This window comes from Cryobacterium sp. Y62 (assembly GCF_002929785.1).
Classification (GTDB): Bacteria; Actinomycetota; Actinomycetes; order Actinomycetales; family Microbacteriaceae; genus Cryobacterium.
In genome coordinates this window covers 1-20,101 of the sequence record NZ_PJJK01000069.1, presented here as the reverse complement: position 1 = coordinate 20,101, position 20,101 = coordinate 1, and the positions used below count along the sequence as shown (strand labels likewise).

General features: G+C 63.0%; 14 protein-coding genes and 2 pseudogenes. 13 read left to right on the top strand and 3 right to left on the bottom strand.

The window, feature by feature from the left end; translation table 11 throughout:
• Positions 1-198: 198 nt before the first annotated feature.
• The 8 genes and pseudogenes from CXY71_RS02080 to typA form a co-directional block, all read left to right on the top strand.
• A pseudogene (locus CXY71_RS02080) lies at positions 199-549 on the top strand (glutathione ABC transporter ATP-binding protein); the annotation flags it as partial.
• Positions 550-898: 349 nt separating this feature from the next.
• On the top strand, positions 899-2,674 hold the full coding sequence (locus tag CXY71_RS02075) for an ABC transporter family substrate-binding protein (RefSeq protein ID WP_233204341.1): 1,776 nt from the start codon (positions 899-901) through the stop codon (positions 2,672-2,674).
• 224 nt (positions 2,675-2,898) lie between these two features.
• The gene (locus tag CXY71_RS02070; protein ID WP_104134053.1) at positions 2,899-4,437 is read left to right on the top strand and encodes an ABC transporter permease; all 1,539 of its coding nucleotides are present in this window, start codon (positions 2,899-2,901) and stop codon (positions 4,435-4,437) included.
• Positions 4,437-5,435: an ABC transporter permease gene (locus CXY71_RS02065; RefSeq protein WP_104134052.1), complete on the top strand. Its 999-nt coding sequence runs from the start codon at positions 4,437-4,439 to the stop codon at positions 5,433-5,435. The genes CXY71_RS02070 and CXY71_RS02065 overlap by 1 nt, the downstream gene beginning before the upstream one ends.
• Positions 5,432-7,210 carry an ABC transporter ATP-binding protein gene (locus CXY71_RS02060; protein ID WP_104134051.1) on the top strand — a complete coding sequence of 593 codons (1,779 nt, stop codon included), beginning with the start codon at positions 5,432-5,434 and terminating at the stop codon, positions 7,208-7,210. The genes CXY71_RS02065 and CXY71_RS02060 overlap by 4 nt, the downstream gene beginning before the upstream one ends.
• 66 nt (positions 7,211-7,276) lie before the next feature.
• On the top strand, positions 7,277-7,627 hold the full coding sequence (locus CXY71_RS20520) for a DUF6444 domain-containing protein (RefSeq protein ID WP_146072717.1): 351 nt from the start codon (positions 7,277-7,279) through the stop codon (positions 7,625-7,627).
• Positions 7,628-8,322: 695 nt separating this feature from the next.
• Positions 8,323-8,544, top strand: a pseudogene (locus CXY71_RS21710) (transposase); the annotation flags it as partial.
• Between the two features lie 271 nt (positions 8,545-8,815).
• The gene (typA, locus tag CXY71_RS02050) at positions 8,816-10,726 is read left to right on the top strand and encodes a translational GTPase TypA (RefSeq protein WP_104134049.1); all 1,911 of its coding nucleotides are present in this window, start codon (positions 8,816-8,818) and stop codon (positions 10,724-10,726) included.
• 214 nt (positions 10,727-10,940) lie between these two features.
• Here typA and efeB read toward each other — a convergent pair whose 3' ends face one another.
• From efeB to efeU, 3 genes are all read right to left on the bottom strand, one after another.
• Complete coding sequence (gene efeB / locus CXY71_RS02045; RefSeq protein WP_233204342.1) at positions 10,941-12,194, bottom strand: iron uptake transporter deferrochelatase/peroxidase subunit; 1,254 nt, start codon at positions 12,192-12,194, stop codon at positions 10,941-10,943.
• A gap of 98 nt (positions 12,195-12,292) precedes the next feature.
• Positions 12,293-13,462: an iron uptake system protein EfeO gene (efeO, locus tag CXY71_RS02040; protein WP_104134048.1), complete on the bottom strand. Its 1,170-nt coding sequence runs from the start codon at positions 13,460-13,462 to the stop codon at positions 12,293-12,295.
• A 28-nt stretch (positions 13,463-13,490) separates the two neighbouring features.
• Positions 13,491-14,360, bottom strand: coding sequence for an iron uptake transporter permease EfeU (gene efeU / locus CXY71_RS02035; RefSeq protein ID WP_104134047.1), 870 nt, complete (start codon positions 14,358-14,360; stop codon positions 13,491-13,493).
• A gap of 141 nt (positions 14,361-14,501) precedes the next feature.
• Here efeU and CXY71_RS02030 point away from each other — a divergent pair, with 141 nt between their 5' ends.
• From CXY71_RS02030 to CXY71_RS02010, 5 genes are all read left to right on the top strand, one after another.
• Positions 14,502-15,482 (top strand): DUF6113 family protein, encoded by a 981-nt coding sequence (locus CXY71_RS02030; RefSeq protein WP_104134046.1) that lies wholly within the window; start codon positions 14,502-14,504, stop codon positions 15,480-15,482.
• 25 nt (positions 15,483-15,507) lie between these two features.
• Complete coding sequence (gene fdxA, locus CXY71_RS02025) at positions 15,508-15,837, top strand: ferredoxin (protein WP_104134056.1); 330 nt, start codon at positions 15,508-15,510, stop codon at positions 15,835-15,837.
• Positions 15,838-15,846: 9 nt separating this feature from the next.
• The gene (gene dapC / locus CXY71_RS02020; protein WP_104134045.1) at positions 15,847-16,989 is read left to right on the top strand and encodes a succinyldiaminopimelate transaminase; all 1,143 of its coding nucleotides are present in this window, start codon (positions 15,847-15,849) and stop codon (positions 16,987-16,989) included.
• A 166-nt stretch (positions 16,990-17,155) separates the two neighbouring features.
• Positions 17,156-18,442, top strand: a complete 1,287-nt coding sequence (locus tag CXY71_RS02015) for a citrate synthase (RefSeq protein WP_104134055.1) — start codon at positions 17,156-17,158, stop codon at positions 18,440-18,442.
• 92 nt (positions 18,443-18,534) lie between these two features.
• On the top strand, positions 18,535-19,989 hold the full coding sequence (locus tag CXY71_RS02010; RefSeq protein ID WP_233204340.1) for a nitronate monooxygenase: 1,455 nt from the start codon (positions 18,535-18,537) through the stop codon (positions 19,987-19,989).
• Positions 19,990-20,101 lie beyond the last annotated feature (112 nt).

Below are 20,101 nucleotides of genomic sequence, written 5' to 3'. Positions count from 1 at the left end.
TCATGCCGGACCCGACAGGCCAACTCCCTCAGATACTCACACCATCCGAGGTTACAAACAAGGTAACGGGGTGAGATGTGCTCCGGCAAGACCACGCTCGGTTGTGCGGCCATCGCGCTGCTGTCGATCACCGAGAGCAGGCTGAATGTGGCCGAACATGACCTCTCGAAGGCTAACCGGAGGAGATTCACCGGCTGCGCACTCTCGCTCGAATCGAAGATGCTCATTGCTGAAGAACCAACCAGCGCCCTTGACGTGTCGGTGCATGCTCGCGTGTTCCAACTCATACAGTCGCTGCAGAAGCAGGTGGACTTCGCCTGCCTGTTCATTACCCACGACCTCGCGGTCATCGACGTGCTCGCCGATCGAATTGCCGTAATGCACCACGGCCGCATCGTGAAAACCGGCACTCGAGACGAGATTCTGCGCTACCCGAAAGACCCGTACACCCAGCGGCTGCTCGCGACCGCTCCGTTCTCCGATCCGGCCGAACAGCGTGCCCGCCGGGAGCTGCGTCGCGAGTTGCTGGCTGCGGGGATCGACGAGTAGTCAAGCCTGGAGCGTGTTCTAGCTTCTGCGACGAAATCGTTTTTCGTCGCAGAGTGTGCAAAAAGCGCGAACCGTTTGTAAGCCTCGCCGACCGCAACGCTAAACCGGCCTGTATTATATCTCAGCGCGCCCGCAAAACGGGAGTGCTTGGGAGCAATATACAGATATTTTGTCTTTTTTATGAGAATAATTCATAGAAAGCGTGTATTTGAGTTACCAGTGTGTAACGTTTCGTACCTTGCTCGTTTGGCGCACTACAGCCGCCCTAGGGTCGAAGCACCACCAGGGCGGCGGCGCGACAAAAAAATGCGCCGCCGTCATTTGCACACACACTGCACAGGAGGAAAATTTGTTCATTTCAACACCACACGTAAAGCGCCTGGCCGTGGCCGGCGCAATAGCGGGTGTCGCTTCGCTTTTCTTGGCGGGTTGCACCACTACTGATGACCTCGAAACGCCCGCGGAGTCCGGCGGAACCGTGCGCATTGCCGAGGTCAACGAGCTCAGCTCGTTCAACACCGGGACGGCAGACGGAAACGTCGACATCAACAACCAGCTTGACTACTTCACCCAGGGGGACTTCTTTCACCTCGACGACACCGCTTCGTTGGTGTATGACGAGGGGTTCGGCACGGTCGAGCTCCTTTCTGAAGACCCGCTGTCGGTCAAGTACACCGTCAATGACGACGTTGTCTGGTCCGACGGGGAATCCATCGACGCCGATGACATGCTCCTTGGCTGGGCCGCGCAGTCCGGCTACTTCGATGACGCCGATGCTGAAGCCACCATCGGCACGACCTACTTCAGCCCGGCCGGCAGCACGACCGGCCTCGACCAGATGGCGTTCCCCGAGGTCGGAGATGACGGCAAGTCGATCACCGTCACCTACTCCGGTCCCTATGCCGATTGGACGTTGTTCTCACCGATGAGCGTTCCGGCGCACGTGCTGGCCGAGCAGGCCGGCTTCGAGCCGGATGGCATGATCGCTATTCTGGAAGCCGCAACCGAGGGCAACGTCGACGCTCCGGTCGAGACCAACGCAGACCTGCGGGCCGTCGCTGATTTCTGGAACAATGGTTACGCGACTTCGTCGCTCCCGAGCGATTCCTCGTTGTACCTGTCGTCCGGCCCGTTCGTGGTCTCATCGTGGGACCCGGCACAGTCGGTCACTCTCTCCGTCAACGACACCTACACCGGCGACTTGGCGCCTGTCGGCATCGACCAGATCGTCGTGCGGTTCATCGCCGACGCGAACGCTCAGGTTCAGGCGTTGCAGAACGGTGAGGTTGACATCATCAACCCACAGGCATCGGCGGACACGCTGTCGTCGCTTGAGGCTCTCACCGGTGTCAAGGTGCTGACCGGCGATACCGGCAGCTACGACCACGTCGACCTGAACTTTGCCGCCGGTGGAGTTTTCGCCGACGCCAATGTGCGGGAGGCCTTCCTGAAGACCATCCCGCGCGAACAGATTCTCGACGCGATCATTCGCCCGCTCGACCCAGAAGCCGAACTGCTCAACTCTCAGATCTTCTTCCCGGGCGTGAATGGCTACGACGAGGCCACCTCGACCAACGGCTCAGACGCCTACGACACGGTTGACATTTCTGGTGCTACCGCCTTGCTCGCCGGTGCCACACCGACAGTTCGGCTGGCCTACAGCAACGCCAACACCAACAGGGTCGACGCGTTCCTGGCCATTCAGGCTTCGGCTGCTGAAGCCGGTTTCATCGTCGTTGACGGTGGCCTTCCGGCCGACCAGTGGGGCGACGCCCTCGCACTTCCCGAGACCTGGGATGCCTTCATCTTTGGCTGGAGCACCGTCGGTGCTGGAGTGCTCGGCGTTCCTCAGCTGTTCGACTCCGCGTCAGACAGCAACTTCGGTGGCTTCAGTGACCCGGCAGCGGATGCCCTGATGGACCAGCTCCTGGCAACGACCGACGCCGAGACTCAGGTCGAACTGCAGGTTGGGGTGGAGAAGGCGCTCTGGGCGGGTGGTTTCGGACTTCCGATGTACATCCTGCCCGGCGTGATCGCCTTTGGCCCGAACGTCGACGGTATTGAGTACAGCCCTTGGCAGACTGGCCCGATCTGGAACTTCTGGGATTGGACGATGGCTGCGTAACCAGATTCCGGCATCCGTTCGTAGGTAACTAGTGCCACTGAGCTAGCTCAGCGCAGATAACATAGGTGCGTCGGGGATCACGATCCCCGACGCACCTACCTTCCGCTCGTGTTCGACCCCGATCTGACCCGCGCCCTGTGCGGGGTTGCACGTTTCCATGCGTAGACCGACGGACGACAAAGATGTCGCTCCGTCTACCCGGCCAAGCGAGGTTCATTAGAGCAATGTTGAGCTTTATTGTTAGGCGAGTTTTCGTCTCCGCCCTGCTCCTACTCGGAGCATCTTTTATCATGTACATTCTGACGGCGCTCTCGGGCGATCCGCTCGAGGAACTTCGCGGCAGCCGCGACCCCAACCGGGACCTGCTCATTCAGCTGCGTTCCGACCAACTCAACCTCGATGTGCCGGCGCCCTTGCGCTATTTTGGCTGGCTTGCCGGAGCTGCAAAGTGCCTCATCCCGATGGCCAATTCCTGCGATCTCGGCGTGAACATCCTCAACCAGCCGGTCACCGACCTGATCCCGATGGCCCTGGACTCCACGATTCAGCTGATCACGGGCGCCACGCTCCTAGCGATCGTCGTTGGGATCACGATCGGCATCGTCTCGGCCCTGCGACACAACACCGGATTCGACTACTCGGTCACGTTCATCATCTTTCTGCTGTTTTCGATGCCGGCCTTTTGGATCGCTGTCCTGCTCAAGGAATTCCTCGCGATCGGCTTCAACGACTTTCTGGCCCAACCGGTGATCTCCTTGCCAGCCATTCTGGGAATCGCCGTGGTTGCCGGAATCATCTGGCAGGCCATGGTCGCCGGCCCGCGGCGGCGTCGCGTAATCGTCTTTGTCATTTCCGGGCTGGCAACGACCGCACTGCTGGTGTTCTTCAACTTGAGTGACTGGTTCCGCAACCCGGGGCTTGGAGCGGTGATGATCGCCGTATCAGCGTTCGGCATCGCGGTTTTGGTCACCGGGCTCATTGCCGGGTTCAAGGACCGCCGCGCCATGACCACCGCCCTCATTAACGCCGGCCTGGCCGTCATCGCCTACTTCACCCTGCAGAACCTGTTCGACATGTCGAGTTGGGCCACGATCAGCATTCTCGTCGTCGCCACCCTCGTGGTGGGACTGGCCAGCGGATGGCTCGTCGGCGGCGACGATCGCGCCGTCAGCATGCGCATCGGCGCGATTACCGCGGTGTTATCCGGTGGGCTGCTGCTCATTGATCGCTTCATGCAGTCCTGGGCCCTGTACACCGCCGACCGTGCCATCGGTGGTCGTCCCATCGCCACGGTCGGATCGAGCACACCGACGCTGGATGGTGATATCTGGATCATGGGGATCGATACCTTCACGCATTTTCTGCTGCCCACGATTTCGCTCACGCTGATCTCACTGGCCGGTTACACCCGATACGTTCGCTCCGGCATGCTCGATGTGCTCGACCAGGACTACATCAGAACGGCCCGAGCTAAGGGGCTCGACGAACGAACCGTCATTGTTCGACACGCCTTCCGCAACGCCCTCATCCCGCTCGCGACGCTCGTCGCGGCCGACATCGGCGCCATCATCGGTGGCGCGATCATCACAGAACAGGTGTTTGCCATCAGCGGAATGGGGCAACTGTTCATCCGCTCACTGAGCAACGTCGACCCCAACCCCGTTATGGCCTACTTCGTGGTGGTCTCCATCGTCGCATTGATCGCCAACCTGATCGCCGATCTATCGTATGCGGCGCTTGACCCGAGAGTGAGGACCCACTGATGACGCAGGTGCTCGAGACGGAAAAGAAGACCGAACAGGTCGGTCACAGCCAGGCCCGCCTGATCTTTGGTCGGTTCGTTGAGCACAAAATCGCGCTCGTGTCGATCCTGATCGTCGCGTTCATCACCGTGCTGTCATGGTCAGTGGTTGGTGTCGGGTCGATACCGGGTTGGTGGCACCTCACCTATAACCAGCTCAACCCGCTCATCGACGGCGGCCGGCCGACTATGTCTGTGGTGCCACAATGGCTCGGGGGTGAGGGCGTCTTTCTCGGCGAGCATCCGTTCGGCCAAGACCGTATTGGCAAGGACTACTTCGCCATGACCATGCGCGGCATACAAAATTCGTTGACGGTCATGTTCATTGTGGGCATCCTGGCCACTGTGATTGGCACCGTCATTGGGGCCGTTGCCGGCTACTATCGCGGCGTCATCGACGCCATCTTGATGAGGTTCACCGACCTCATCATCATCATCCCGGTGATCGTGATCGGCGCCCTCGTCGGCTCGATCGCGAGCACGCTCGGAGGTGCCATCGATGGTCCGGTCATCCTCGGAATTCTCCTCGGCCTGTTCACCTGGACGACTCTGGCTCGACTGGTTCGCGGTGAATTCTTCACCCTGCGGGAGCGCGAGTTCGTCGAGGCCGCTCGCGTTGCGGGGGCATCCGACGCACGCATCATCTTCAAACACATCCTCCCCAACGCCATCGGCGTGGTCATCGTTGCGGCGACACTGCTGATGGCCGGCGCTATTCTGCTCGAGGTTGCCCTCGGGTTTCTCGGGTTGGGCGTGCGCCCGCCAGACGTGTCGCTCGGACGACTTATCAGCGAAAATCAATCGTCGTTCGCGCATCGGCCTTGGCTGTTCTGGTGGCCGGGCCTGTTCATCATCACGCTCGCCCTCTGCATCAACTTCATTGGCGACGGACTGCGCGACGCGTTCGACCCGCGTCAGCGCCGGTTCCGCCCACGTCGCCAGAAGAAGGTCCTCAAATGACCACTCACATTTCAGTAACCGCTCCTGAGCCCGGTACCGCTCCGGTGCTCGAAATGATCAAAGTCGGCGTTGAGTTCGGTGTGGGACGCGACTGGGTGCCGGCGGCGAAGAATCTCTCGTACTCGATCCGGCGCGGTCAGATTCTCGCGGTGGTCGGCGAATCGGGGTCGGGTAAGAGCGCGAGCTCAATGGCCATCCTCGACCTGCTTCCCCGGAACTCCCGGGTGACCGGCAGTATCAAACTCGACGGCGAGGAACTGCGTGGCCTGACCTCCGGCCACATGCGGCAGGTGCGTGGAGCCAAGGTCGCCGCAATCTTCCAGGAGCCCATGACGGCGCTCAACCCGGTGTTCACGATCGGGTTCCAGATCGTTGAGACACTTCGGGTGCACACCGGAATGCGCCCCATTGACGCGCGTGTTCGAGCTATCGAACTGCTTACCATGGTCGAATTGCCCGACCCTGAGAAGGCCTACAACTCCTATCCGCACCAGCTCTCCGGTGGTCAGCGGCAGCGGGCCATGATCGCGCAGGCGTTGTCCTGCGACCCGATGCTGCTCATCGCCGACGAGCCGACTACGGCACTCGACGTCACGGTGCAGGCCGAGATCCTTGAGCTGCTGCGCGACCTGCGCGACAAGCTCAATAGTGCCGTCCTGCTGATCACCCACGACATGGGTGTCGTCGCCGACCTCGCCGACGACATCGTGGTCATGAAAGACGGAGAGATCGTAGAGGCGGGGGAGGTGCATCAGATCTTCTCTGCCCCTAAGCACCCATATACGCGAGCGTTGCTGGCGGCCGTGCCCCGTCTCGGGTTCGGTTTCGGCCCGGACGACGCGACCGGTGCCATCGACGTGTCGGCCGCGCTCATGGAGGCACTGGAACAGGGCCCCGTCACGACCACCGACCGGACCACACGCGCCGACCGGCCGGGATCACCCGACGCAGCCCTGCGTATGGACGATATTTCTGTGGAGTTCGGTCAACGCCGCAAGATCAAGGCGTTCAAGGCCGTTGACCGCGTCTCCCTGAGCATCAGCCCCGGTGAGGTTCTCGGCCTCGTCGGCGAGTCCGGATCAGGCAAAACAACCGTCGGGCGAGCCGCCGTCGGACTGCAGCCCATTTCAGAGGGCTCGCTCATCGTGACCGGACGCGACATTAGCCATGCCTCGAGCAAGGACTTGCGCGGGCTTCGTCGCCGCGTCGGAATCGTGTTCCAGGATCCGTCCTCCTCACTCAATCCGCGCCTCTCCATCGGCGACAGCATTGGTGAGCCGCTCAAGCTCGCGGGTGAAGCGCGCGGAAAGGCTCTCGGCTTGCGGGTCGAGGAGCTCCTGGACAGCGTGCAACTGCCACGGTCGTACCGCAACCGGTACCCGCACGAATTGTCTGGCGGGCAGAAGCAGCGGGTCGGTATCGCCAGGGCTCTAAGCCTGAGCCCGCTCCTGCTGGTCGCTGACGAGCCGACATCCGCTCTGGATGTTTCAGTGCAGGCGACAGTCCTGACACTGCTCAAAGAACTGCAGGAGAGAATGAAATTCGCCTGCCTGTTCATCAGCCACGACCTCGCCGTGATCGACATCATGGCCGACCGCATTGCCGTCATGCACAAGGGGAGGATCGTGGAGACCGGTTCACGTGACGACGTTCTGCGAGCACCGGCGAACCCGTATACCCAGCGACTCATTGCGGCAATTCCCGTGCCGGACCCCGACGCGCAGCGCGATCGACGGCAGCTGCGACTTGCCCTGATGCGCACTGCGGTCGACTGACGGGAGAGCCTCGACCGGCGGATCCCGGCGGGTTACAAGTCAGGTTCTCTGTGGTGGGTTTTGCAGTTGTCGGCGATTCAAGAATATTTTGGACTTTGTCTCTGCAACGATGACGTCATCGTCAGGGTTCCCCTGCATGGCGAGTTACTTTGCACGGTCGCCGACCTGATGAAAGGAAACGTTGGTGACCAGGCGGAGTTCAAAGCGAGAGTTGATCGATTGGAGAAACGGGTTGATCGTCTCGAGCAAGAGAATGCCACGTTGGGTTCCCGGCTGGATAAGAACTCGATAATCTGCTCGAAACCGCCCAGCACGGACAGCTTCAGCAAGACCGCCAGCAAGGCCCGATCGCTTCGTGAATCTTCCGGTAAACCGCAGAGAAAACAGGGCGGCGGCAGTGGCGCTTCGGGTCGATGACGACAATACCGGCTGGGTTCTCCGCTATAAACCCACCAGCTGCCGCGGCTGTGGGAGTTCATCGCATGGCGTGACCTGGACCATCGCTGCGAAGCGGCAAGTCGTTGACGTCGCGCCGATCAGGGCGGAAACTGTCGAGCACCGACGGATCGAGAAGCTATGCCGGTGTGACATCGTTACCACGGGCGTGTTCCCGGCTGACGTAAAATGTGCGGTGTCCTACGGAACGAGGGTGCGCGCGGTCTGCGCTTACCTGATCAACGTGCACTATCTGCAGCTGCCCGCACCGCGGCAGTGCTCAACGATCTGTTCCAGAACCCCGTGTTCCATATCGACCCGAAACGGGGACTGGCGGGCATGTTGAACGGTGGGGTGCTGCAGTCATTCACCGGGGTCATGGTCCACGACGGGTAGGAGCCCAACAAAACCTTCACCGCCGCAAGCCATGGTTTATGCAACGCCCACCACCTCCGCGAGTTACAGAGAATCACTGAAGACACCCCAGAGGCGGGGTGGGCGAAACGGATGAGCGAATTCCTCTTCGGCACGCATCAGCAAGTTTAAGCGGCCAAAGCCCGCGGAGACACCGGCGTCTCGAACGCAGCGCTCAAAGCAGTCCGCCAGGGATATGCGGAAATCGCCACGACCGGTGATGAACAGTTCCGGCCCTCGTTCACCCAAAAACCGGGGACCGTATAACGCAAGCGGAGCCGCGGCGACTTCTCAACAGGTTGGGGCTACACCAAGCCGACGTGCTGTGCTTCACCACCGACTTCACGGTTTCGTTCGGAAAAAATCAGGCCGAACGCGACATCAGAATGGTCAAGTTCCGCCAAAAAATCTCGGGATGTCTACGCTCAATCGCAGGCGCAGAACACATCGTGGTCATCCGTTCCGTGATGTCCACGGCCAGGAAACAGGCAGTGAACGAGTTCGAAGTCCTACTCGACGCCCCTACAGGCAACAGCTGGATCCCCGCTCAGCCCTGACCACGACCGCCTGGCACCAGTCAGAACCCGGCGAGTCAGAGAAACGCAGGGCCTTCCCCAAGAGCGTGACTAGTTTCCCCGCCGGAGCGTCGAAACCATACGGTAGGATAGTACTTTGGGTCACATTATGACCCCTGGTATCCATTCTTCGTCGCGCGCGAAACTCTGCGGCACTCATTCTTCGTAAGGATCTATTTTTATGGCGATTGCTACACGCAATAACCTCCGAAATGTTGCAATCGTTGCTCACGTTGACCACGGTAAGACAACCCTGGTCGACGCGATGCTCAAGCAGACCGACTCCTTCGCGGACCACTCCCACGTCGAAGAGCGCGCGATGGACTCGAACGAACTCGAGCGCGAAAAGGGCATCACGATTCTCGCCAAGAACACGGCGGTTTCGTACAAGGGCATCCACGCGACTGAGGGTCCCATCACCATCAACGTGATCGATACCCCGGGCCACGCTGACTTCGGTGGTGAGGTCGAACGTGGCCTGTCCATGGTTGACGGCGTCGTTCTGCTGGTTGACGCCTCAGAGGGTCCGCTGCCGCAGACCCGCTTTGTGCTCCGCAAGGCGCTTGAGGCCAAGCTCCCCGTCATTCTCCTGGTCAACAAGACCGACCGTCCTGACGCGCGCATCGATGAGGTCGTGGCCGAGAGCCAGGACCTGCTCATCGGCCTCGCGAGCGACATGGCCGACGACTTTCCCGACCTTGACCTCGACGCCGTCCTCGACGTTCCCGTCGTCTACGCCTCCGGTCGTAACGGTGCTGCCAGCTGGAATAAGCCCGAAGACGGCACACTGCCCGACAATGACGACCTCGAGCCGTTGTTCGATGCGATCCTCAAGCACATCCCGGCACCGACCTACGATGACACGCACCCCCTTCAAGCGCACGTCACCAACCTCGACGCCTCGCCGTTCCTCGGCCGCCTCGCGCTGCTGCGCATCTTCCAGGGCACCATCAAGAAGGGCCAGACCGTGGCTTGGGTGCAGCAGAACGGCACCGTCAGCAACGTGAAGATCACCGAGCTGCTCATCACCAAGGCGCTTGACCGCTACCCGACCGAGAGCGCCGGCCCCGGCGACATCGTGGCCGTCGCCGGTATCGAGAACATCACCATTGGTGAAACCCTCGCCGACCCAGATGACGTGCGCCCATTGCCGACCATCACGGTCGACGACCCGGCCATCTCGATGACCATCGGTACCAACACCTCGCCGCTCATGGGTAAGGTCAAGGGCCACAAGCTCACCGCCCGCATGGTCAAGGACCGCCTCGACCGCGAACTCGTCGGAAACGTCTCACTCAAGGTCGTCGACATCGGACGTCCGGACGCCTGGGAGGTGCAGGGTCGTGGAGAACTGGCCCTCGCCATCCTGGTCGAGCAGATGCGCCGCGAGGGCTTCGAACTCACCGTCGGTAAGCCGCAGGTAGTTGTGAAGCGCGTTGACGGCAAGGTGCACGAGCCGTTCGAACACCTCACCATTGACGCTCCCGAAGAGTACCTCGGCGCCATCACGCAGCTGCTCGCCGCCCGCAAGGGTCGCATGGAGAACATGGCGAACCACGGCACCGGCTGGGTTCGCATGGAATTCATCGTTCCGTCGCGCGGCCTGATCGGCTTCCGCACCCAGTTCCTCACCGACACGCGCGGTACCGGTATCGCCAATGCAATCCTGCACGGCTACGAGCCTTGGGCCGGCACTATCAACACCCGCACGAACGGTTCTATCGTGGCCGACCGTTCCGGCGCGGTCACCCCGTTCGCGATCATCAACCTGCAGGAGCGCATGTCGTTCTTCGTGCAGCCGACCTCCGAGGTCTACGAGGGCATGGTCATCGGCGAGAACTCGCGCGCCGACGACATGGACGTGAACATCACCAAGGAAAAGAAACTGACCAACATGCGTCAGTCCAGCTCCGACACGTTCGAGTCGATGACACCGCCCAAGGTGCTTTCGCTCGAGCAGTGCCTCGAATTCGCTCGCGAAGACGAGTGTGTCGAGGTCACCCCGGCCGCCGTGCGTATTCGCAAGGTCGAGCTGACGGCATCCGCTCGCTCACGTCAGGTTTCACGCGTGAAGAAGATGGACGCGAACTAACTCTTACCTGCTTTCTCGCAGAAGCCCTCGCAGCCTCGGCTGCGGGGGCTTCCCGCGTTACCTCTCGCCGACCCGGGAGTCACGGTCCCAAAATCGTCGACAAAGCTAAATGGCCCCGAAACTCACCGCTCGGTGGCGTGACGACGTGAGATCACGCGGAGACGCGAGTGCAGCATCCACTTTTTGGGTTTTTGGGTCTTTTGTCTTTGAGTCGTTAGGCGAACAGGGCTGCGCCGACGAAACTACCGTCGGGGATACCGCCGGGAACGGCGAACAGGGCGCTGCCGACGTGCCGAATGTATTCGTTGAGTGCGTCGTGCTTGGCGAGGTTGAGTTGCACCGCAGTGAACTGGGCGGGTGACCGTTGAAAGCTGATGAAGAACAGCCCGGCTTCGAGCCGGCCCAGTTCGTCATTGCCGTCGACGAAGTTGTAGCCGCGGCGCAGTATTTTAATGCCCCTGTTCTGGGTCGAATGCGCGAGCCGCACGTGCGCGGCGGCGCTGATGAGCGGCTGGTCTTCCCGCCCGGCCAGAACGAAGTCGGGTTCGGTGAATTCGGTGCCGCCGGAGAGCGGTGCCCCTGACCCCTTGGTGCGACCGAACACGGCCTCTTGCTCGCTCAGAAACGAGCGGTCCCAGGTCTCGATGGTCATGCGGATGCGCCGCGCCACCAGGTAGGAGCCGCCAGCCAGCCACGCCGGGCCGTCGGACACCGACACCCAGACCTGGTCAGTGACGACCTCCGGCTCTTCGGCCTTGATGTTGGAGGTGCCGTCCTTGAATCCGAACAGGTTGCGCGGGGTGGCCTGGGTCGTTGACGTCGACGAGGTGCGCCCGAAGCCGAGCTGGGACCAGCGCAGGCCAGCCCGCCCGAACGCGATGCGGGACAGGTTGCGAATGGCGTGCACGGCCACCTGGGGGTCGTTCGAGCAGGCCTGGATACACAGGTCGCCGTCGCTTCGGCCCTCGTCGAGGTCGTCGCCGGGAAAGTGCGGAAGCGGCGTCAGCCCGGCCGGCCGGCGGCTGATGATGCCGAAGCGATCGACGCCATCCGCTGTTTCAAACAGGGTCGGACCGAAACCGAACGTGATCGTGAGCCCAGCCGTTGGCAAGCCTTGCGCCTCGCCAGAATCTTCAGGCGGCGCGTCGTACGGGCCGGAGACCGCGCCATACTCGCCGACGTCTCGTCCAGCGCTCATCGAGGCGGCTGCGATGGTCCAGTCCTGCAGCAGCTCGATCAGCTCGGCGCGCGTGGTGCCGGCGGAGACATCGAAGGCGGCGAAGTGCAGGCGATCCTGCGCCGGCGTGACGATTCCGGCCTGTTGGCTGCCGTAGAACGGGTAGACCGCCGAAGCGGATGCCGACCCCGATGCCGACGACGCCGCCACCGCAGCTCTTTCCCCGGCTACACCGAGCCCGATCCCGGCGACACCGGCCCCGGCGAGGCCGAGGAGCCCGCGCCGCGACAGACCGCGTGCTGACGTGGGCCCGGCGGAAAAGGTATCGCTCGACTCGTTGCCGGATTCGGCCCTATACGGGCGTGAGCTGCTGTTCTTCAGGCTGCGCGTCACAGTACGAGCGCGGCGGTGAGCTGATTCAACGGCTCACCGAGCGCGTTGACCTGGTCGGCGAGGGCGCGAATCTCGGCCGGAGTGAGGTCGGTGTAGAGCTTGAATCCATCGCCGACGCGCTGGGCGTCGAGCAGCGTCTGCAGGGAGGCGAACTCGGTGTCGAGCGAAGCGGCCAGGTCGGGATCCGTCTGCAGCAGAAGTCGGCGCACGCCGTCGTAGAGCACCCTGGCGCCATCGACGTTAGCCTGAAAATCCCAGAGGTCGGTGTGCGACCAGGTCTCTTCTTCACCGGTGACCTTGCCGGTCGCGACCTCATCGAGCAGGCCGATGGCACCGTTGGTCTGCTGCGACAGCGTGAAACTCAGACCCTGTACCTTCGTGTGCAGGGTCTGAGTATCGGCGACGAGCTGCTCGGTGAGGGCTCTGCGCTTATCGGCGCTGTAGGCCTCGAACCCGGCTTCAGCCTCGGCTGGCCAGAGGTCTTTCTCGATCGCGTGCCAGCCGGTCCAGTCCTGGCCTTCTTCGAGGTCGGCCTCGCGCAGGTCGAGCTTGGGGTCGAGATCGCCGAACGATTCGGCGATGGTCTCTACCCGCTCCCAGTGCACGCGAGTCTTCGCGTACAGGCTGCGGGCCGTGTCGTCGTCCCCATTCATATAGGCGGCAGCGAATGAGTCGGTGCCGGTGACGAGCTGGTCGATCTGATCGCTGACGTACACGGCGTAGTCGGAGTTGGCACTGTCGATCTGGGCGGCGCGCTCGACGTCGACGGTGGCAGCGGCATCCGTTTTGGTGGCGGTGAATTCGGCCTTACCGACGCCGTCGCCGGCCATCCCCGGCTTGCAGGCGGTGAAGTATCTGCCGGCGTCGAGCTGCACGACGAGGTCGCGGCTGAGGCCGGGTCCGATGTTCTCCGCCTCGCCGACGATGCGTCGGCCGTCGTCGGCGAGCAGGTAGAACTCGGTCACCTGGTCACCGGAATTGGTGACCGAGAAGCGGATGCTGCCAGCCGGCGCCTCATTCGCTGATACCGCACAATTCGTCGCGCTGCTGTCGACGGTGAGGGCCGTGTGCGAAGCTGCCGGGTTGTTGGCGACGCAGCCGCTGAGCAGGGTGACGCCGAGAACGCCGACGCCAAGCAGGCGGACAGAACGCAAGACATGAGGCATGAAAATCCTTTGGCAGAGAAACGAGAAGTCAGTGCGCGGCAAGCGGAACAGGCGCCGGCGTCTGGAGTGCGGCCTGAACCGGGCGAGGGCTCGTGCGACCGTGGCGGCTCTTTCTGATGAAGAGGGTCAGGGTCGGCACGGCATAGGCCAGCCAGACGAACAGCTCCAGCCAGGTCGTGGCGGGGGAGAAGTTCAGGGTGCCTTTGAGCAGGGTGCCGTACCAGCTGTCCGGCGGAACAGCGGCGCTCACATTGAAGGCGAGGGCGTTCAGGCCGGGCAGAATACCGGCCTCTTGCAGGTCGTGCACGCCGTAGGCGAGCACACCGGCGGCCACGATGATCAGAATGGCCCCGCTATAGGTGAAGAACTTCGAGAGGTTGATCTTGAGCATGCCGGCATAAATCAGAACGCCGAGACCGACCGCCGTCGCGATACCGAGGGCCGCGCCGAGCAGGGGCAGGGTCGTGGCGCCGGTCGCCTGCACGGCCGCCCAGATGAACAGGGCGGTCTCGATGCCTTCCCGGCCGACCGCGAGAAAGGCGACAAGAACGAGGCCGAGGCCGGCGCCGACGAGGTGCTTGTCGATGTTGCCCTGCAGGTGCCCCTTGAGGTCGCGTGCGGTGCGCAGCATCCAGAACACCATCCAGGTCACCAGGCCGGTCGCGACGATCGACAGTACTCCACCGATGGTCTCCTGCGCGGTGAACGAGAGCCCGTAGGTGCCGTAGGTGAGCAGAGCCCCAATGCCGAGGGCGAGGAGCACTGCCAGGCTCACGCCGATCCAGATGCGCGGCAGCACGTCGCGCCGGTTGATCTTCACGACGTAGGCGATGAGGATTGTCACGATCAGCGCGGCCTCAAGGCCTTCGCGCAGGCCGATCAGGTAGTTTGCGAGCACGGGGGTTCCTCATCGGGTTCGGGCGTAAATTTTGGTAAGGCTAACCTTACCGAAACTGACTCTAGCCCGTGGATCGTTACCGTGTCTAGTTACGATTGGACCCGTAATCAACAACCAGCAGAGCAGAAACGGTGCGTGCGCATGATGGTCATGTCCGGCAGCGGTGAGCGGATTCTGTTCGTGCATGACCGACCGGGCGATGAATCCGCGCTGACCGGCGGCACGATCGCCCGATTGCGCGCCGACGGGGCGCGGGTCGTCGTGCTCTACGCCACAGCGTTGACCGAAGCGGATGCCGCGGCGGTGCCGGCCGCACTGGCCGCCCTGGGCGCGCGCAGCTGGCATGAGCTGCGGCACGGGCTGGAGATCAGCAGCGCTCTGCAAAACGAAATTGACGAACTCGGTGCGACTGCCCTGGTCGTTGGCGCCGTCGATAATGCCCTGCGCGAAGCGGCCACCGTTGCCGCACAGGAGGCCGGCCTACCCGTGTTTCTGGCCCGCACGGTGCGACAGTCGCCCGGACAGCGTCTGGTGGCGATCGACGTGGGCGCTCAGCTGGAACAGAAACTGCGGGCGCTGGCGCACTTCCCTGCGCGCTGGAACGTTACCGACCACCTGCGCGCCCTCGCCGACGGCACGACCGACGTGATCACCGACACCGAAACCTTTCTGCAAACGGATGCTCCCCACCCGGCTCCGCCGCCGCCCGCCTCCCGGCCTGCGCGCCTCACGGTCGCGCATCGATCGCTGGCCGGTCTTGGCGGCCTTCTCGTGGGTATCCTTTTTGGCGTGCTGGGAACCATCGCGCACCAGGCCACGCTCACGCTGTTTGACATCGCGTTGCCGATCGGACTGACGATCGCATTCGTGGCGATCGCTGCCCTGCTGCTCGGCCTGCGTCTCGTGATCGGCGACCGGTTCGTGGTTGTGCTGGCAGCTGCCGGGCTGCTGGTGACGATTTTCGTGTTGTCGCTGCGCGGTTCCGGTGGGTCGGTGCTCGTGCCGGCTGGCCTGCCGGGGACCTTGTGGACCGTGGTTCCGGCCTTGATCGCGGCCTTTGTGTTGGCCTGGCCGAAGTTGCCGCCGCGCCGGCGACCGCCGCACCAGAGCTGTGGGGCGTAGAATCAGAAGTCCGCTCTCGAAGGGAATCCCAAGNACGTATGTGATCGCTCTTCCGTGCGTCGATGTGAAAGATCGTGCCTGCATCGACGAATGTCCGGTGGACTGCATTTATGAGGGCGAACGCTCCCTCTATATTCACCCGGACGAGTGCGTCGACTGCGGCGCCTGCGAACCGGTCTGCCCGGTCGAAGCCATCTACTACGAAGACGACCTGCCCGAACAATGGGCCGACTATTACAAGGCCAATGTCGAATTCTTCGACGACCTCGGCTCCCCGGGCGGCGCAGCCAAGGTCGGCGTGCTCGCGAAGGACCACCCCGTCATCTCCGCACTGCCGCCGCAGGTTCAGCACTAAGCGGTCTTCATGCTCAAGCCCCTCCCTGATTACCCCTGGGACCAGATGGTCCCGTTTGCCGCTCAGGCCCGCCAGCACTCCGATGGAATCGTCGACCTCTCGATCGGTTCACCGGTCGACCCCACGCCCGACGTGGTGCAGCAGGCGCTGCGCTCGGCGACGGATGCCCACGCCTACCCGCAAACCGTCGGCACGCCCGCTTTGCAGCAGGCGATCATCGCCTGGTACGCCCGGCGCCGCGGGGTGACCGGCCTGGAGCCGAACAACGTGCTGCCCACGATCGGTTCCAAGGAACTCGTCGCGCTCATGCCGTTCATGCTCGGCCTCGGGGAGGGTGACACGATCGTGCATCCGCTTGCCGCCTACCCGACCTACGCGATCGGCGCCGCCATCGCGGGCGCCACGCCTTTAGCCTCCGACGACCCTGCCGAATGGCCGGACTCGACCAAGTTGATCTGGCTGAACAGCCCGGGCAACCCCGACGGGCGGGTGCTCTCGGTCGACGAGCTGCGCGCCGCCGTCGCCCGCGCGCGCGAACTCGACGCCGTGATCGTGAACGATGAGTGCTACGCCGAACTCGGCTGGGACGCCCCATATGACACCGAGCCGATCCCGAGTATCCTCGACCCCCGCATCATCGATGGGGATCAGCGCAAGATCGTCGCGATCTATTCTCTGAGCAAGCAGTCAAACATGGCCGGGTACCGTGCGGCCTTCGCTGCCGGTGACAGCGACGTGTTGGGCCAGGTGCTCACCGTGCGCAGGCACGCCGGACTCATGCTGCCGGCACCGTTGCAGGCGGCCATGATCGCCGCCCTCGGCGACGACGAGCACGTCGCCGTGCAAAAGGAGCGCTATCGAGCGCGCCGTGCTGTGTTCCGCCCAGCGCTCGAACAGGCCGGTTTTCGAATTGACCGCAGCGAAGCCGGCCTGTATCTGTGGGCGACCGAGGGTCGACCAGCCTGGCAATCTATCGAACGGATGGCCTACCTGGGAATCCTCGCCGGACCCGGCCCGTTCTATGGCGACGTCTACCCCGAGCACCTACGTTTCTCGCTCACCGCGACCGACGAACGCGTCGCCGCTGCCGCCGCTCGCTTGCGCGACTGGCCTGTGGATGATCACCAACGAACCGCCCGAACTCTTGGCTGATGCAACAGTAGGCGGCCGGGCAGATTAGGCTGAAGTGGCGACGGAGTCGACCACGGCAGTAAGTTAAAGTGCCGGCTCAGTGACGCGTCGCCACATTTCATCCGTCAGTGAGAACCGAGGAGGCTCCGTGACCGACGTTGCGCAGCACATTACATCCGGCGAACCGATGAGCGCTGACCCCAACAAGGTCACGCTTACCTTTCCCGGCGGCAGCGCAGAGTTCCCGATCCTGACCAGCGTGGACGGTGTGTCAAGCATCGACATCTCCACCCTGACCAAGAAGACCGGCCTCACCACGCTGGATTACGGTTTCGTGAACACGGCGGCTACCCGCTCCGCGATCACCTACATCGACGGCGATGCCGGCATCTTGCGCTATCGAGGGTATCCGATCGAACAAATCGCTAAGAACTCGAACTTTCTTGAGACCGCCTGGCTGCTCATCTACGGTGAGCTGCCCAGCGCGAGTGAACTGGCCAACTTTGACGATCGCATCCGGCATCACACTCTTTTGCCCGAAGATATGCGCCGCTTCTTCGACTCCCTGCCGCACAAGGCACACCCGATGAGCGTCCTCGCTTCCGGCGTCTCGGCACTGTCTACGTTCTATCAGGATTCGTTGGACCCGAAGGATCCGGAGCAGGTCGAGATCTCGACCATCCGTCTGCTGGCCAAGCTGCCGGTCATGGCCGCCTATGCGCACAAGAAGAGCATCGGACAGGCATTTCTCTACCCCGATAACTCGCTGAGCTTCGTCGACAACTTTCTCAAGCTCAACTTCGGCAACATGGCCGAACCGTACGAGGTTAACCCGGTCGTCAGCAAAGCGCTCGAACGCCTGCTGATGCTGCACGAAGACCATGAGCAGAACGCGAGCACCTCGACAGTGCGTATGGTCGGTTCGACCGAGGCCAACCTGTTCGCGTCTGTTTCGGCCGGAATCAACGCGTTGTTCGGCCCGCTGCACGGTGGCGCCAACGAAGCAGTGCTCGCGATGCTCGGCGAGATTCAGGCATCCGGTCAGGGTGTTGAGAAGTACGTCGAACGCGTCAAGAACAAAGAGCAGGGCGTGAAGCTCATGGGCTTCGGCCACCGGGTCTACAAGAATTACGACCCGCGCGCCACCCTCGTCAAGGAGAGCGCCCACGAGGTGCTTGCCGCTCTCGGTGTCAAGGACGACCTGCTCGACATCGCGCAGGAACTCGAGCACATCGCGCTCAACGACGATTACTTCAAGGCACGTCGTTTGTACCCCAACGTCGATTTCTATACCGGAGTCATCTACAAGGCGATGGGTTTTCCGACCCGTATGTTCACGGTGCTCTTCGCGATTGGGCGGTTGCCCGGCTGGGTCGCGCACTGGCGCGAGATGAACGAGGATCCGGCTACCAAGATCGGTCGCCCGCAGCAGCTCTACGTGGGCTCTCCGGCACGCGACTACCCGATCAGGTAACACCGCGGAACGTATTCGCGAGGTGGAATATGCACCGGAATACGCTACGAGGGGGCCCATAGCCGTGGTGCCCGTTCCTGAAAGGTTGGCCCATGACTCTGCTCGAGACGACTGCGTTTGCGACACCGCGCCCGGCGGCGGCGTTGCCCACCATTATCCAGGGCGGCATGGGCGTTGCCGTCTCCTCGTGGCAGCTCGCCCGGGCGGTGTCCCAGGCGAGGCAGCTCGGTGTCGTGAGCGGTACCGCACTCGATGCAGTCATTGTCCGGCGCCTGCAGGACGGCGACGAGGGTGGACACGTGCGCCGCGCGCTGGCCCACTTCCCGGTGCCGGCGATCGCTAACCGGGTGTTGCAGAAGTACTTTCGGGCCGGGGGTCGCGTTCCCGGAACTCCGTACCTTCCAATCGCCAAGCTCAGCCAGCATCCGCTCGCGAAATCGCTTGAGCTGTGCGTCGTCGCGAATTTTGCCGAGGTCTGGCTGGCCAAAGAAGGCCACGACGGACTCGTTGGGATTAATTTTCTCGAGAAGGTGCAGCTGGCTACGCCAAGCGCGGCCTACGGCGCCATGCTGGCCGGTGTCGATTATGTGCTGATGGGAGCCGGAATCCCCGCGGAAATTCCGGCGCTGCTCACCGGGCTAGCCCGGCACGAGACCCGCTCGCTCGACCTGCACGTCGAGGATTCCACGGCCCGGTACTCCGTCGAGTTCGATCCCGAAGCCCTGACCGGTGGGGGACTGCCCGCACTGCAGCGTCCCCGGTTCCTCGCGATCGTCGCCGCCCATGTGCTCGCCGTTTACCTGACCCGGGAAGTATCGACCCGTCCAGATGGCTTCATTATCGAAGGCCCGCGGGCCGGCGGACATAACGCACCGCCGCGCGGCCGCGGCTCCCTCGACGACGACGGCCAGCCAATCTACGGCCCCCGGGATGACGCCGATCTGGCTAAGGTCGCTGCGGTCGGGCTGCCGTTTTGGGTAGCTGGCGGCTACGGCACGCCCGAGCGCGTCGCTGACGCCCGCGCGCTCGGCGCCGCCGGCGTTCAGGTTGGCACACTCTTTGCACTCTCAGCCGAGTCAGGCCTCGACGAGACCCTGCGTGCACAGCTGCTCGACGATCAAGGGGGCCCCGGGCTGCAGATTCGAACCGACCCGCTCGCGTCCTCGACGGGTTTCCCCTTCAAGGTCGTGACGCTACCCGGAACCCTGTCCGATGCCACCGTGTACGAAGAGCGGCCGCGCCTTTGCGACCTCGGGTACCTTCGAGTGCCCTACGAACGCACGCCCGGAGTGCTCGGCTATCGGTGCCCGGCCGAACCGGTTGCGACTTTTGTGCGGAAGGGCGGCTCCGCCGAGGAGGCTGCGGGCCGCAAATGCCTCTGCAACGCACTCACCGCCAACGTTGGACTCGGCCAGACCCGGCGCGACGGATACGAGGAACTACCTCTGGTCACGCTCGGGACCGACCTGGACGGGGTCACTGCCTTGCTCGCCGCGCACCCCGGGGGTTGGTCCGCAGCTGAAGCGGTCGCGTACCTCGAGGCTTAGTCGCGACCGGGAGACTGCGCGCCAACCCTGGCCGCCGTAACTGGGGTTAGCAGCCGGGGCCGTGGGGGTTGGCGTGGCAGTCTTTGGCGACGAGGACGGTGGATTCGTTGGT